This window comes from Paenibacillus sp. NPDC057967 (assembly GCF_042887015.1).
In the GTDB taxonomy this organism is placed as follows: Bacteria; Bacillota; Bacilli; order Paenibacillales; family Paenibacillaceae; genus Pristimantibacillus.
This window is the reverse complement of record NZ_JBHVQB010000012.1, coordinates 1-15,058: the sequence shown is the minus strand read 5'-3', so window position 1 is coordinate 15,058 and position 15,058 is coordinate 1. Positions and strand designations below refer to the sequence as shown.

15 protein-coding genes, 1 rRNA gene and 1 other RNA gene are annotated in these 15,058 nt (G+C 50.5%); 16 read left to right on the top strand and 1 reads right to left on the bottom strand.

What is annotated here, in order from left to right; translation table 11 throughout:
- Positions 1-17: 17 nt before the first annotated feature.
- Positions 18-1,157 carry a S8 family peptidase gene (locus ACFVSO_RS25630; protein ID WP_387479470.1) on the bottom strand — a complete coding sequence of 380 codons (1,140 nt, stop codon included), beginning with the start codon at positions 1,155-1,157 and terminating at the stop codon, positions 18-20.
- 356 nt (positions 1,158-1,513) lie between these two features.
- Between ACFVSO_RS25630 and rpoE the strand changes: the two genes are divergently transcribed.
- The 16 genes from rpoE to ACFVSO_RS25550 all read left to right on the top strand — a co-directional run.
- Positions 1,514-2,083 (top strand): DNA-directed RNA polymerase subunit delta, encoded by a 570-nt coding sequence (gene rpoE / locus ACFVSO_RS25625; RefSeq protein ID WP_387479468.1) that lies wholly within the window; start codon positions 1,514-1,516, stop codon positions 2,081-2,083.
- A 286-nt stretch (positions 2,084-2,369) separates the two neighbouring features.
- Positions 2,370-3,974, top strand: a complete 1,605-nt coding sequence (locus ACFVSO_RS25620) for a CTP synthase (protein WP_387479466.1) — start codon at positions 2,370-2,372, stop codon at positions 3,972-3,974.
- Between the two features lie 174 nt (positions 3,975-4,148).
- A complete protein-coding gene (locus ACFVSO_RS25615; protein ID WP_387479464.1) occupies positions 4,149-4,547 on the top strand; it encodes a response regulator in 399 nt (132 codons plus the stop codon).
- A 245-nt stretch (positions 4,548-4,792) separates the two neighbouring features.
- Positions 4,793-5,647, top strand: a complete 855-nt coding sequence (fba, locus tag ACFVSO_RS25610) for a class II fructose-1,6-bisphosphate aldolase (RefSeq protein ID WP_387479462.1) — start codon at positions 4,793-4,795, stop codon at positions 5,645-5,647.
- A gap of 114 nt (positions 5,648-5,761) precedes the next feature.
- Positions 5,762-7,018 carry a UDP-N-acetylglucosamine 1-carboxyvinyltransferase gene (locus ACFVSO_RS25605; protein WP_387479718.1) on the top strand — a complete coding sequence of 419 codons (1,257 nt, stop codon included), beginning with the start codon at positions 5,762-5,764 and terminating at the stop codon, positions 7,016-7,018.
- Positions 7,019-7,114: 96 nt separating this feature from the next.
- Entirely contained in the window at positions 7,115-8,455 is a 1,341-nt protein-coding gene (gene rho / locus ACFVSO_RS25600) for a transcription termination factor Rho (RefSeq protein ID WP_387479460.1), read from the top strand.
- Between the two features lie 22 nt (positions 8,456-8,477).
- Positions 8,478-9,746 (top strand): radical SAM family protein, encoded by a 1,269-nt coding sequence (locus tag ACFVSO_RS25595; protein WP_387479457.1) that lies wholly within the window; start codon positions 8,478-8,480, stop codon positions 9,744-9,746.
- Between the two features lie 129 nt (positions 9,747-9,875).
- Positions 9,876-10,073, top strand: a complete 198-nt coding sequence (rpmE, locus tag ACFVSO_RS25590) for a 50S ribosomal protein L31 (RefSeq protein WP_116047876.1) — start codon at positions 9,876-9,878, stop codon at positions 10,071-10,073.
- 118 nt (positions 10,074-10,191) lie between these two features.
- A complete protein-coding gene (locus tag ACFVSO_RS25585) occupies positions 10,192-10,563 on the top strand; it encodes a hypothetical protein (protein WP_387479454.1) in 372 nt (123 codons plus the stop codon).
- 207 nt (positions 10,564-10,770) lie between these two features.
- An RNA gene (ffs, locus tag ACFVSO_RS25580) (signal recognition particle sRNA large type) lies at positions 10,771-11,038 on the top strand.
- 216 nt (positions 11,039-11,254) lie between these two features.
- Positions 11,255-13,036: a DNA polymerase III subunit gamma/tau gene (gene dnaX / locus ACFVSO_RS25575; protein ID WP_387479451.1), complete on the top strand. Its 1,782-nt coding sequence runs from the start codon at positions 11,255-11,257 to the stop codon at positions 13,034-13,036.
- Positions 13,037-13,061: 25 nt separating this feature from the next.
- Positions 13,062-13,373: a YbaB/EbfC family nucleoid-associated protein gene (locus ACFVSO_RS25570; RefSeq protein ID WP_387479448.1), complete on the top strand. Its 312-nt coding sequence runs from the start codon at positions 13,062-13,064 to the stop codon at positions 13,371-13,373.
- Positions 13,374-13,420: 47 nt separating this feature from the next.
- Positions 13,421-14,020 carry a recombination mediator RecR gene (gene recR / locus ACFVSO_RS25565; RefSeq protein ID WP_387479445.1) on the top strand — a complete coding sequence of 200 codons (600 nt, stop codon included), beginning with the start codon at positions 13,421-13,423 and terminating at the stop codon, positions 14,018-14,020.
- 159 nt (positions 14,021-14,179) lie between these two features.
- Entirely contained in the window at positions 14,180-14,422 is a 243-nt protein-coding gene (locus ACFVSO_RS25560) for a DUF2508 family protein (RefSeq protein WP_387479442.1), read from the top strand.
- Positions 14,419-14,682 carry a pro-sigmaK processing inhibitor BofA family protein gene (locus ACFVSO_RS25555; RefSeq protein ID WP_387479439.1) on the top strand — a complete coding sequence of 88 codons (264 nt, stop codon included), beginning with the start codon at positions 14,419-14,421 and terminating at the stop codon, positions 14,680-14,682. Before ACFVSO_RS25560 ends, ACFVSO_RS25555 begins: the two co-directional genes overlap by 4 nt.
- A gap of 315 nt (positions 14,683-14,997) precedes the next feature.
- A 16S ribosomal RNA gene (locus ACFVSO_RS25550) occupies positions 14,998-15,058 on the top strand; the annotation flags it as partial.

Below are 15,058 nucleotides of genomic sequence, written 5' to 3'. Positions count from 1 at the left end.
AAACACAAGCCGCAGAGCTATTTCCGCTCCGCGGCTTGCAGCATGCGTATGACATCCAGCTCGCCGATATTTCGGCGGGCTTTGCTGTTTTTGAGAGGCTGCATAGATCGTTTCATAATCGACTTGATCTCTCCGGGAGACAGTCCGGGACGCAGCGACAGCAGGAGGGCGATCGCGCCGCTGACATGAGAGGTGGCCATCGAAGTGCCGCTCATCTCATTGTATTTGCCTCTCAGCCAGGCTGACGTAATTTTGTCGCCGGGCGCGTAGATGTCGATATAAGTGCCACGGTTGCTGAACGGCGCAATACGCCGATGCCGGTTCGTCGCTCCTACGGAGATTGTTTGCGGATAGCGCGCCGGGTAATCCACCGACCGGAGCTTCCCGTCATTGCCGGAGGAAGCAACGATGATGACGCCAGAATTGTAGGCATTCGTCACGGCGCCGAGCAAAGCCTTGCTTCGGGTCTTCATACCGAAGCTCATATTAATGACATTCATTCCGTTGCGTACGCACCATTCGATGCCGAGGATAATGTCGGAGACAAAGGCGCTTCCGTTATGATCGAAGGCTTTCACGGGTGCGATCAGCGCTCTGGGCGCTACACCGATCATGCCTTGCATTTGATTGGCAGCCGCTATCGTGCCTGCGATATGCGTGCCGTGTCCGTTATCGTCATAAGGCATCTTGCTCCGATTCAGCAGGTTAATGCCTCGAAGCAGGGAATGGTGGAGATCGGGATGTCCGAAGTCGACGCCGGTATCAATGACACCAACCTTGACCCGATGGCCGGTCGTAATGCCCCAAGCCTGCGGAGCCCGGATTTGCTGGATGCCCCAGGGAATGCCGTTTTCAATCGCAAGCGCTTTTTGACCCGATGGACTCACGCTTATTTTGCAGTCTTTCTCCATCCAGACGCGTCCGGAGAAGGATTCCTGAAGTCTGGCATCGAACGGCAGCTTACAGGAGATGGCACGAATGAAGGGCAGAGGTATGATCGCTTTCAGATTCGCGGCCGTTGAAGCTGCTTCGGACAGCTTATGAAGGAAGCGCCGGTACTCGCTGCCATTCTGGAATCGGATAATTCTTTTGGTAGTGGCGGATTGGCTGTTCATTGTCACTTGCTGTAACCAGCGTAATAATGCGGCGGTATCCAATTTTGGCTTCCCCTCCCGAAGGACGATGCTTCATCATCTTATGAATTCGCATCTTCCGCCGCATGAGCAACTTGCCTTTTTTCCAAGAAATAGGTCGAATGCCGTGTCAATTTTCGCCAAAAGACATAGAATAAATGAAGAGCTCACCATGCTCTTGCATTTCCGATAATTCCGCTCGCGGCTTGTCGGATGGATACAGTCAAAGCGAAGGGTCGCTCCTTCGCTTTTTGCTGTGCCGGGGGCCAGATGGAAGCCTGCTTGATTTTTTGCATGAAATAGGTTTTACTATACTGTGACTAGCGTGTAAGCGACTAATGAATGTGTACATAATTTTTGGCAAGAGAGGATGTGTCGATATGAGCGGAAGCAACTATACATTGAAGCTTGATCCCGAGCGCATAAAAGAGATGCCGATGGTCGACCTGGCGTTCGAGGTTCTGAAAGCGGCGAATACGCCTTATTATTATCGCGATCTTATGATGGAGATTGCTAAGATACGTGGTCTTTCCGAGGAAGGCATCAATCAGTTCATCGCGCAGGTGTATACGGAGATTAACATCGACGGACGATTCGCTTGCGTAGGCAGCAACATGTGGGGACTGAAGCGCTGGTATCCGGTTGAGCGTTCCGAGGATCCAGTCGGTAATGCGAAGCGTACCCGCATCATCAATGATGATGACGATCTTGAAGATGAAGATCCGTTCGCCGACGAAGAAGACAGTTATGCTGCGGAAGACGAGGATTACGATGCCTACGATGAAGACAGCGAAGACTTCGATGAATCGGAAGAGGAAGCGGAAGTCGACGAGGATGTCGAAATCGAAGACGAAGACCTGGATGAAGAGGTTGAAGACGAGGAACTGGACGCCGAGGAAGAGGAAGAAGAGGACTCGTTCGACGAAGAGGAAGCCGGGGAAGATCGTTAGTCCGAGATGGAAGCTAGTTTTGCTTGACATGCCCTGTAGCGGCAGAGTAAACTATTGCATGGGCTTTAAGATTAGTTTAACAAATAACGCATTTGATATGCAGATGAGAAAAGTGCCCCCGGTGCTACGGGTGTCACTTTTTTTGTTTGAAGGGACAGTTGAAGAAGCAAGGTTTTGACCTGAAAGCGTATGGTTTAAAAAGACAAGCCTTCATTAAATCGCTTTTTAAACCACCTCTGTAAGGGCAAACTGAAATTAACATAGGAGCATGGAGGGTATCATCACAGTGACCAAATATATATTTGTAACCGGCGGCGTAGTCTCATCCTTGGGCAAGGGAATTACAGCGGCTTCTCTCGGCAGATTGCTGAAGAACAGAGGTCTGAAAGTTACGATTCAAAAGTTCGATCCGTATATTAACGTGGACCCGGGAACGATGAGCCCATATCAGCATGGCGAAGTATTCGTAACCGATGACGGAGCGGAGACCGACCTTGATCTTGGTCACTATGAACGCTTTATCGACATCAACCTATCGAAGAACAGCAATGTGACGACCGGCAAAATCTACTCCAATGTCATTACGAAAGAGCGCCGCGGCGATTATCTTGGCGGTACGGTGCAAGTTATCCCTCACATCACGAATGAAATTAAGGACCGGGTCTTCCGCGCTGGCCGGGAAGCGGGTTCCGACGTTGTCATTACCGAGATCGGCGGTACGGTAGGCGATATCGAGAGCTTGCCATTTTTGGAGGCGATTCGCCAGATCAAGAGCGATATCGGCCGCGACAATGTGATGTATATTCACGTAACGCTTATCCCTTACATTAAAGCGGCAGGCGAAGTGAAGACAAAGCCGACGCAACATAGTGTAAAAGAACTGCGCAGCATCGGCATTCAGCCGAATGTCATCGTATGCCGTACGGAGTATCCGCTCGCTGAGGACATGAAGCGCAAGATCGGCCTGTTCTGCGATATCGACGCTAATGCTGTTGTGGAATGTCGCGATGCTTCCACGCTGTATGAAGTGCCGCTCATGCTCAGAGAGCAAGGTCTTGATGAGATCGTGGTCAATCATCTGAAGCTGACGACAGATCAACCAGATATGCAGGAATGGGAAAGCATGGTTGCTCGTGTCAAATCGCTGCATAAGAAGACTGAAATTGCCATTGTCGGCAAATACGTAGCTCTTCATGATGCTTACCTTAGTATCGTGGAGTCGCTCGGGCATGCAGGCATTGCGCTTGATTCCGAGATCAAGATCCGCTGGGTGGACGCGGAGCTGCTTACAGACGCCAACGTGGCGGACAGCCTGCAGGGCGTTCACGGCATTCTCGTGCCAGGGGGCTTCGGCGACCGCGGCATTGAGGGCAAGATCAGCGCGATCCGCTATGCGCGTGAGCAAGGCGTACCGTTCTTCGGCATCTGCCTTGGCATGCAAGTTGCGGTGATCGAGTATGCGCGTAATGTTGTTGGTCTTGCGAATGCCAACAGCTCGGAGATCAACTCTGCTACGCCTTACCCGGTTATCGATCTGCTTCCGGATCAGAAGGACATCGAGGATCTGGGCGGAACGATGCGTCTGGGATTGTACCCTTGCAAAATCGCGTCTGAGACGATTGCTGCCCGTGAATATTCCGATGAGCTTGTATACGAGCGTCACCGCCATCGGTATGAATTCAATAATGAGTATAGAGAAGCAATCGAGGCCGCAGGTCTGCGTATTTCCGGCACGTCGCCTGACGGACGCCTGGTTGAGATGGTGGAGCTTGCCGACCATCCTTGGTTCCTTGCCGTTCAATTCCATCCGGAATTTACGTCCAGACCAAACCGTCCGCAGCCGTTGTTCCAAGGTTTTGTACGCGCATCGCTGGGTTATTCCGAACGCTAATGCATGATGCTTTATAAGTGCTTTATAAGCTGATGTCGTATTTCCTATCAAAGCCAGTAAGTTTTTGTATGGATTAGAAGGAAAATCCCTTAGCTTCACGAATATATAAAAAATGAGGATTTTCGTTGGATTCAATTTTTTATATGGAGTTTAGTCTTGGGGGGTAGATGGAGCTTGGATAAGAAGAAGGTACTTATTGTTGACGATCAGAACGGAATCCGCGTGCTGCTACTGGAAGTATTCAGCAGCGAGGGCTATCACACGTTTCAAGCGGCTAATGGTAAAATCGCCCTGGAGATTGTGAAGCTGGAAGCGCCGGATTTGGTTTTATTGGATATGAAGATTCCTGGCATGGACGGACTGGAGATTCTGAAGCATATCAAGGCCATTGACCCTTCGATTAAAGTCATCATGATGACCGCATATGGCGAGCTTGATATGATTAAGGAAGCGACCGATCTTGGGGCGCTGATGCACTTCACGAAGCCGTTCGACATCGACGAGATGCGAATGGAAGTGAATCGTCAGCTGCAGGGAGGCAACTCTTCAGGCCGTTTTGCGGTTGGATCATAATGGGATATAGAACGGTACCGATGCTGGAAAAGCGTCGGTACCGTTTTTGCTTTTCGCAAGCAGAAGAGAGCGCTCTCTTTTTACTATGACAATTAGCAGGTGCTTATAGGAGGCGCATCCTTTTGCGGCCTTATAAAACAAGCTTTACTATTTGGAGCCGCAATATGATATAATAGCTCAGAATGACAAGTCGGAACGGGCTTGAGACAGAAAGCAGAAAGCTAACTATAGGAGGAAACAGAACTATGCCACTCGTGTCTATGAATGAGTTTTTGCCACAAGCAAAAGCAAACAAATTCGCAGTAGGTCAATTCAACATGAACAACCTGGAGTTCGCGCAAGCGACTGTCGAGGCTGCAATGGAAGAGAATTCGCCATTTATTTACGGGGTCAGCGAAGGCGCTCTTAAATATATGGGTATCGAATTTACCGTAGCAATGGCTGAAGCGGCTGCTAAAAAATCCGGTCTGCCAATCGCGCTTCACCTTGACCACGGTAGCAGCTTTGAAGTTGCGATGAAGTGTATCCGCGCAGGTTTCTCGTCCGTTATGTTCGACGGCTCCCACTATGGCCTGGAAGAGAACATTCAATTGACGAAGGAAGTTGTGAAAGCAGCACGCGCTATGGGCGTATCCGTAGAAGGCGAGCTGGGAACAATCGGCGGCGTTGAGGATGACCTGAGCGTTGATGAAGCTGATGCTACATTGGCTAAACCAGAGGAAGCAATCCGCTTCTACGAAGAGACTGGCGTAGACTGTCTGGCTATTGCTGTTGGTACGGCTCATGGCATGTACTCAGGCGAGCCAAAAATCCATTACGATATTATTCAAAAAGTAGCTAGCGCTATTCCGGTGCCAGTGGTGCTTCACGGCGGATCGGGCGTTCCAGACGAAGCCATTCGCCTGTCGATCGCAGCTGGCGTTGGTAAAATCAACGTGAATACGGAGAACCAAGTAGCTTGCACGAACGCGATCCGCGAAGTGCTGGGCGCTAAAGCTGATGTAATCGATCCTCGTAAATACTTGACGCCTGCACGCGCAGCGATGAAGGCTGTTATTCAAGAAAAAATCCGTTTGTTCGGAAGCAACAATCAAGCTTAAGCAACAGGAACAAGGGAGGACAAACCGCCTGAACAGGGCTAGCGGCTTCACGGCCGCTAGCTTCGGCGGTTTTTCCTTTGTTATCTTCCAACTAACAGGAGGATTATTGATTTGATGGAGAAACTCATGATCCGCGGCGGGCGTCCGCTGCGCGGAACAGTCCAGATCAGCGGGGCCAAGAACAGTGCAGTTGCTCTTGTGCCGGCAGCGATTCTGGCAGAATCAGAAGTGGTACTCGATAATTTGCCGCTTATTAGCGATGTGGCGGTCTATAGTGAAATATTGCAAGAGCTGGGCGCTGTCGTGAAGCGTGATGGCGATACGATGCGAATCGATCCCTCGCAGCTGATCTCGAAGCCGATGCCTAATGGCAAGGTAAAGCTGCTCAGAGCCTCCTATTATATGATGGGCGCGTTGCTGGGGCGTTTTGGCGAAGCAACGATCGGACTTCCGGGCGGCTGCAACTTTGAGCCACGGCCTATTGATCAGCACATTAAAGGATTTGAAGCACTAGGCGCGACCGTAACGAATGAACATGGTTCAATCCGAATTGCTGCCAAGGAATTGCGGGGCGCAAAGATTTATCTGGACGTCGCAAGTGTAGGCGCGACGATTAATATTATGCTGGCGGCCTCAAGGGCCAAAGGCCACACAATTATTGAAAACGCGGCGAAAGAGCCTGAAATTATAGATGTAGCTACTCTCCTGAACGCCATGGGCGCCACAATTAAAGGTGCCGGAACCGAAACGATCCGTATCGAAGGGGTCGATCGGCTTCACGGCTGCCGTCACTCCATTATTCCCGATCGAATCCAGGCAGGCACTTATATGATTATGGCTGCGGCAACACGCGGCGATGTTCTTATCGATAATGTTATTCCAAAGCACTTGGAGGCACTGACCGCCAAGCTGGAAGAGATGGGCGTGCAAGTGGAAGAGATGGATGAGGCAATCCGTATTGTCGGAGCGCCTGAATATACGGCGATTGATGTGAAGGCATTAATCTATCCGGGGTTCGCCACGGACCTGCAATCCCCGATGACGACATTGCTGACCCAAGCCAAGGGTGTCAGCATTCTGTCTGATTATGTATATGGAACACGGTTCAAGCATGTACCGGAGCTTACTCGTATGGGCGCCAACATTCGTCTAGAAGGCCGCTCTGCGATTATCGAGGGCACGAAGCTGAACGCCGCTAAGGTGAAAGCTGCGGACTTAAGAGCGGGAGCTGCGCTTGTAGTAGCCGCCTTGACGGTAGAAGATGGCGTTACGGAAATTACGAACGTGGAGTACATTGATCGCGGATATGATCACCTCGTTGAGAACTTGACCAGACTAGGTGCGGAAGTATGGCGCGAGACGGAGTCCTAAGGGACTCCGTGTGCCCATGCGGAATAGAATTGCCATACAATGGAAAAGATGAGTAATCAGTCATACTCTATATAATTTGAATAAAGTGGTGAGAATATGTCGGATCTACAGATCGCGGATCTGGAAGGAATGAAGCTGACGGAACTGTACAAGCTGGCGAAACAATATCAGATCGCCTATTATGGTCAGCTCAAAAAGAAAGAGCTTATCTTCGCTATTCTCCGGGCGCAAGCCGAGAAGAGCGGACTTATGTTTATGGAAGGCGTACTTGATATTTTGCAGGAAGGCTTCGGCTTTCTGCGTCCGATCAACTATCTGCCAAGCAAAGAAGACATTTATATCTCGGCCTCCCAGATCCGCAGATTTGATCTGAGGAACGGCGATCTCGTATCCGGCAAGTGCCGGCCGCCAAAAGAAAACGAACGTTATTTCGGTTTGCTTCAAGTCAATGCCGTTAATGGGGAGAATCCCGATACAGCATCTGAACGACTTCATTTTCCTGCCCTTACTCCTCTATATCCCGAGAAGCAACTAGTGCTCGAAACCTCACAGTCGAAGCTATCCACTCGCATGATGGACTTACTCGCACCTGTTGGACTTGGTCAGAGGGGTCTGATCGTTGCACCGCCGAAAGCGGGCAAAACTCTCTTGCTGAAGGAAATTGCCAACAGCATATCGGAGAATCATCCAGATATTGAGCTGTTTGTGCTGCTTATTGACGAGCGTCCAGAGGAAGTGACGGATATGCAGCGTTCTGTAAAAGGCGAGGTTGTATCGTCTACATTTGACGAGCTGCCGGAGAATCATATTAAGGTAGCGGAGCTGGTGCTGGAGCGTGCCCTTCGATTGGTAGAACATAAGAAGGACGTCGTTATTCTGCTTGACAGCATTACCCGCCTGGCTAGAGCGTACAACTTGGTAATCCCGCCGTCGGGACGCACGCTTAGCGGCGGTATCGATCCGGCTGCTTTCCATCGTCCGAAGCGTTTCTTCGGCTCTGCCCGTAATGTAGAAGAGGGCGGCAGCTTGACGATTCTGGCAACGGCGTTGATCGAGACGGGCTCACGTATGGACGATATTATTTATGAAGAGTTTAAAGGTACAGGCAACATGGAGCTTCATCTGGACCGGAAGCTGGCCGAGCGCCGCATTTTCCCTGCGCTGGATATGCGCAGATCGGGAACGCGCCGCGAAGAGCTGCTGCTTAACAAGGAAGTGCTGGACAAAGTATGGGCGATTCGCAGAAGCTTGACCGATACGCCGGACTTTGTCGATAATTTCCTCAAGAAGCTGAAGGATTCGGAGAATAACGAGCAATTCCTTATGTCGCTGGATACATCGGCTGATCCTCCGAAGCATGAACGTCCTTCGATGAAGAGCAATTCGGCTTCATCTGCAAGCCGCAGGCCTGTAGCCAGAACGACGCACACTTCTTAAGGTCCGGGGAAAGGAGCACATCATGAATCTCGTATATGCGGACGAACACGGCAATGTGTTCGACCATCCTGACTATTTCGGACTTGGCCGTAGCGGCGATATGATCGTAGAACTGCTGGAGGAAGAGCTTATTCCGCTGCCGGAAGGAGCGACGCTTGTCAGCCTTCCGTTCACCAGACCGATCGGGCTTGATCCCGAATCCGGTCAAATGCAGGCGCTGCCTGGCGGCGCACAGGCCGTTGGCGCCCTGCTGCCTCAAGGGTTCACTCGGCTATGTCTGCCTGGATACGTCAAGTCGGACAAGAAGGAGAAGCTACCTCTATTCGGCTATACAGCCGTCGTCTGGAAGGACGGGCAGTTCTTCGTAACGGCGGAGCAATCCGATGATCCTGAACGTTGGGACCCGCTTAATTGCGACCGGCAAGAGTTGAATGTACAAGTCGAGAGGCTGCTTCAGAAGTATCCAGACAATCGGCTGTACAAGCATCTGTCCCACTGTGCACTGGGATACGAATGTCTAACGGCCTCCAATACGTTCCTGAGCAGATGGGAGGGGGCAGTACCCGTATCCTATTCCTGCAATGCCGGCTGCTTCGGCTGTATTTCAGAGCAACCGGATGACAGCGGCTTCGTTGCCCCGCAGACGCGTATGAACTTCAAGCCGACTGTGGATGAAGTGGTGGAGATTATGCTGGAGCAGTTGAAGGAGCCTGAGTCGATCATCAGCTTCGGCCAAGGCTGCGAAGGCGAGCCGTCTACTCAAATGAAGATCATTGTGGAAGCGATGAAGCGAGTAAGAGCCCAAACTTCGCTTGGCTATATCAATATTAATACGAATGCCGGGTTGACCGACTTCATGAGAGCAATCGTGGACGCCGGGCTTGACCTGATGAGGGTCAGCACGATTAGTGCTATTGACGAGCATTACAATGCTTATTATAAGCCGCGTGCGTATACGCTGCAGAACGTGGAGCGTTCGCTTAAGTACGCTACGGACCAAGGTGTGTATACCTCGATCAACTATCTGATCTTCCCGGGTGTTACGGATCGGGAAGAAGAGATTGAAGCGATGATTGGCTTCGCCAAACGGACAGGATTGAAGCTCATTCAGATGCGCAATCTGAATATCGATCCGGAGAGCTATCTGGAACTTATTCCGAAGGCGCAAGGCGAAATCTATGGGATGAAGCAAATGCTTGAAATCTACCGTCAGGAGCTTCCTGATGTCGTGATCGGGTCGTATACGCATGTTCCGCCGGTCTTGATGCGCCGTCCGATTGTAGCCAGATAGCAATTTGCTCCAATCGCGATATGGAGGCTGTGAGGCATTGCGCCAAGCTGCCTACCGTGCTATAATTCGTTTATGTGTCATTTTAACTCTGGGTCCGCATGTGGCTCAGGGCAGAAAGAGGTGAACGAGATGAAACAAGGTATTCATCCGACATACCACGTCGTTACAGCAACTTGCGCTTGCGGCAATACGTTCGAGACAGGTTCGATCAAATCGACCCTTCGTGTTGAGGTTTGCTCCGCATGTCACCCATTCTTCACGGGTAAGCAGAAGTTCCTGGATGCCGGCGGCCGCGTCGACCGTTTCAAGAAGAAATACGGCATTTAATTTATTACGAACATTCAGCCTTTATTTGGCAGAATACAAGTACCTCCCTCAGCCATCCTATGGTTATAAGGGAGGTTTTTTTATGCGTATTTTCAAGGGATATAGAAGAGGACGAAGGATGTGGAAGCTGCTTTGGATCGGCCTGTTCGGTGCGGCTATTATGCTTGGCGGATGCGCCAAGGGAGCGTCGGATAAAGCGCAGACTTATCATAATGACGGATATCTCGGTTACTCGAACTCCAATCCGAACCTGTTGAATCGCAGCGGTACGCTGTACCAAAAGGATATTCAGTTCATGGGTGAATTGCTGGAGCCGGTGAAGGGTATCCGCAAGACGGAGGTTGGCTTTAACGGCGACGACGCCAACGTGACGCTGCGTGTCGAGCGCGGATTGTCCGATGCTGAGCGGAATCGCATCCGGGCAGAGGCGCAGAACATCCTGCAGTCGAACTTTCCAAGATACGATGTGCATGTGAAGGTGCGAAGTTAAGGCGCAGCCTTATAGCATGTGATCCAAACCGTGATCGACGACCGCGTATAGCGGAAGCTTTAATCGCCGATTAGGTATTGATTATATAGGGGTATAATCGATGCCTAATGCGGTAAAAAACACCTAAGGAGATTTTTCACAGCCTTACGGCATGCAAAAAACTCCATAGGTTGCGCTTTGCTCTCAAATGTACTATACTTGTCTTTGCCGTGCTAGATGGGGAGGTAGCGGTGCCCTGTAACTCGCAATCCGCTGTAGCGAGGTTGAATTCCTGTCTGAGGTTATGCTGATGTGAGGCTTGGCGCTTGCAAGCAGTGTTGACAGCTGGGTCCTCCGCAATGGACGCTTGTGAACTCGGTCAGGTCCGGAAGGAAGCAGCCGTAAGCAAGTTAGTTCATGTGCCGGGGGAGTGCCTGGCTCGAGCTGTGCAGCAAGAATGCCGCTTGGATCACATATATCAGGGGCAGGTGCACGGTCCTAACCATAGAAGTAAAGGGCAGCGGATGCCCATGTCATGAAAGTCCTGCAGTAGCTGTTTCTCAAGCGACCAAGTTTGAGTGAACGCGAGACTGCGGGACTTTTTGCATGCGTAAGCTTTTTAACATTTTGCTTGATGCCGTGATGTAGTATAATAGATGCATCTGAAAACGCTGCTTTAAGAAGATCAGGCAAGCTGAAAGGGAAGGGTCGCGTGTCACATATTGCGTTATATCGTGCCTGGCGTCCTCAGACGTTTCAGGACATGGTTGGACAGCAGCATATTATACAAACGCTTCAAAATGCGATTCGAGAAAATCGCGTATCGCATGCCTATTTGTTCAACGGCCCTCGGGGGACGGGGAAGACGACGACAGCCAAGGTGCTTGCGAAAGCCGTGAACTGTGAACGGGGACCGGCGGTCGAGCCCTGCAATGAATGTGATGCTTGCCGCGGTATAACGGCGGGACATATTATGGATGTCATCGAGATTGATGCCGCATCCAATCGCGGCATTGATGAAATTCGGGAGATACGAGACAAGGTAAGATACGCTCCGTCAGAGGTGCGCTTCAAGGTGTACATTATTGACGAGGTTCATATGCTTACCACAGAGGCGTTCAACGCGCTGCTTAAGACGTTGGAGGAGCCGCCTGGACATGTGATCTTTATATTGGCGACGACGGAGCCGCATAAGCTTCCGGCGACGATTATATCGAGATGCCAGCGGTTTGACTTTAGGCAAGTATCGCTGGATGAACAGTCGGCTAGACTGCTGCAGATTTGTCAGGATGAAGGAATAGTTGCCGATGATGATGCGCTGGCTTATATCTCCAGGTTGTCCGAGGGGGGAATGCGGGACGCTATTAGCTTGCTTGAGCAAGTGGCGGCGTTCGGCGATCGGCGAATTACATTGGATGCGGCCATCGATGTGACCGGCGGCATGGCAGCCGATCAATTCTATCAGTTGGCGGAAGCTGTAAAGGAGCGCAATGTGGCGGCACTGATGCCGCTAGTAGAGAGCTTGATGCAAGCAGGCAAAGCTGCAGATAAGTGCATGGAGAATTTAATGTACTATTTCCGTGATCTGCTGGTACTGAAGCTTGCTCCGACAGGTGGGGCCGTCACAGAACGAGTGGTGGATCGCGAACGGTTCCAAGCAATGGCAGAGGCTTATTCGTCTCAGCGATTATTCTCCATGATTGATGTACTCAATCGTTATCAAGTAGAATTAAAGCATGCCTCTCAGCCGCAGACTTTGTTCGAAGTGGCTTTGATGAAGCTGTGCGCCATCGGGGATGAACAAGCTTTCGAAGGATCTAGTGGTGCGGGCAGCAGCGATAGCGTCTCATCTGCAGAGGTGACGAAGCTTCGTCAGCAAGTCCAGGCTTTGGAGCGGAAGCTTGAGAGTGTGCTTCAGAACGGCGTGCAAGTGCAGGCAGGACAAGACGCAGGGGCAGGAGCATCCCGTAATCCAGCGCCTAACTCTAGGGGTGCGCTTCGCGGATCATTCGGCAGCGGCGGTGGTGTTGCCCGTTCAAAAGTAAAGCTCGATGGATATATCGCATCCGCGAGCAGTCCGGAGTCTGGCATAGCGCGTTCGCGTTGGGGCGATGTGCTCGGCCGCGTAAAGGATGCCAAAGTTACCTTGCATGCGTGGCTGAAAGACGGCGAGCTTGTATCCGTCGACGCAGGGAATTTGCTTCTTGCCTTCAAGAATGATATTCATCGGGAAACGACGGAAAAGCCGAATCATCGCGAGATTATTGAGCGAATCGCTCAGGAAGTGCTCGGAGTCTCTTATCATCTGGTGACGGTTATGCTGAAGGATTGGCACACCGCTCTGGATGGAGCGGGCAACCCGGCAAGCGAGCCGCTAGAACTTGTGCCGGAAGGTGAAAGTGCTCCGGACGCAGCAAGCAAGCGTTCTGAATGGGTCGAAGAAGCCGTTAAGCTGTTCGGCGAGGAGCTTGTTGTCGTGAAGGATAATCAATAACTACTAAATTGATGGGGTGAATGTAATGAACAATATGAATCAAATGATGAAGCAAGTGAAGAAGATGCAGGAGCAAATGTTGAAGGCACAGGAGGAACTGGAAACCAAATCGGTTGAAGGAACAGCTGGCGGCGGCGTTGTTACGGTAAGCGTTAATGGACATAAGAAACTTCTTAACATTGTGATTAAGCCGGAAGCAGTAGATCCGGATGATGTAGAAATGCTGCAAGACCTTGTGATGACGGCTGTCAACGACGCCCTTACAAAAGCGGATGAGCTTGCAAACCAGGATATGGGTAAATTTACGGGCGGCATGAAAATCCCGGGTCTGTTCTAATTGACAGGCTAATGCTTTGCTGAAGGCCTGAAAGGAGCTGTACCCTCTTGCATTACCCGGAACCGATAGCGAAATTGATCGATTCATTCACGCGCTTGCCTGGCATAGGCCCCAAGACGGCGGCAAGGCTTGCTTTCCATGTGCTGCGGATGAAAGAAGATGATGTCATCGACTTCGCCAAAGCGCTGGTAAGCGTAAAGCGGAATTTATTTTATTGCTCCGTATGCTGCAATATTACAGATACGGACCCTTGCAGAATTTGCCAAGACAAGTCTCGAGACGGTTCTGTTATTTGCGTGGTGCAGGAATCCAAGGATCTGGTTGCCCTGGAACGTATGAAGGAATTTGACGGCTACTATCATGTGCTGCAAGGAGCTATCTCTCCAATGGAGGGAATCGGACCGGATGAGATTCGGATAGCGGAGCTTTTGAGAAGGCTCAGCGACGAGAAGGTGCAGGAGCTTATTCTGGCCACCAATCCGAATATCGAAGGCGAGGCAACCGCCATGTATCTGTCCCGGCTTGTTAAGCCCTTTGGTCTTAAGGTCACTCGAATTGCGCATGGATTGCCGGTTGGCGGCGATCTGGAGTATGCGGATGAGGTTACGTTATCCAAAGCGCTGGAGGGCAGACGAGAACTCAATTGATCCCATACGATTATTTTGCTCGAACCGAATTCCCCTGCATGGGGAGTTCGGTTTTTTTGTTGTCTGGAATCCGTTGTGATCATGTTACCGTTCTAATCTTGTCCCAAGGCTTATACACATAAGAAGGAAGCGGATTAGGATGCACAAGGAGGCTGGAACATGAATTCCACAATCGAACAGGAAGAAGAGCAGCTACAGAAGCGTCGCATCAAGGAAGAGATTCGGGAAACGCTGAGGGAATGGGAAAATGCCAAACGCTTTTTTGAGCATGCATTGGGCCACGAGCAAGTGGATTATGCGATACATGCTATTATTACGGCTGAGAAGAGATACGCCATGTTAATACATAAGGCCAAAAAAATGAAAGGGCCATGGCCCAAATGGGAGGGAATAGATCAATGAAAATCGTCTGGCTGTCCATGCTGATTGTTTCATCTTTACTATTAGTGGGGATTCTGCTGCGCAACAAGTTATCCTGGGGATGGCTGAAAGGCTTCGCACTGCATGTAGTCATTGCGGCGGGATTGCTCTATATCGTGAATGAACTGGCGATAGTGGAGGGACTCCATATTCCGCTGAATCCAATTACGATTAGTACGGCTGTCGTGCTTGGCGTTCCGGGGGTTCTCATGATGGCAGGCGTTCAGCTGTTTATCGTCTAATAAAAGGTGTGAATGCTCATCCAACTCTGAATGTTGCGAATATAATAGAAGAGGTTGACGAGCTATCGTTAATTATGCTACATTAATGTTCGCGCCAGGGAAAAAGGCAAGCGGGCAAGAAAAAAAGATTTAAAAAAATGCTTGCATTAACCTAGGCAGCTGTGATATATTATAAAAGTCGCCGCTGAGAGAAACGGCTGACACGCAAGAAAACGAAAGACATAAGATTGTTCTTTGAAAACTGAACAACGAGCGAAAATGCCCTGTCATTAATGACAGAAAAGCAACAACGTTATTGAGCAAGTCAAACTAACTTTTATGGAGAGTTTGATCCTGGCTCAGGACGAACGCTGGCGGCGTGCCTAATACATGCAAG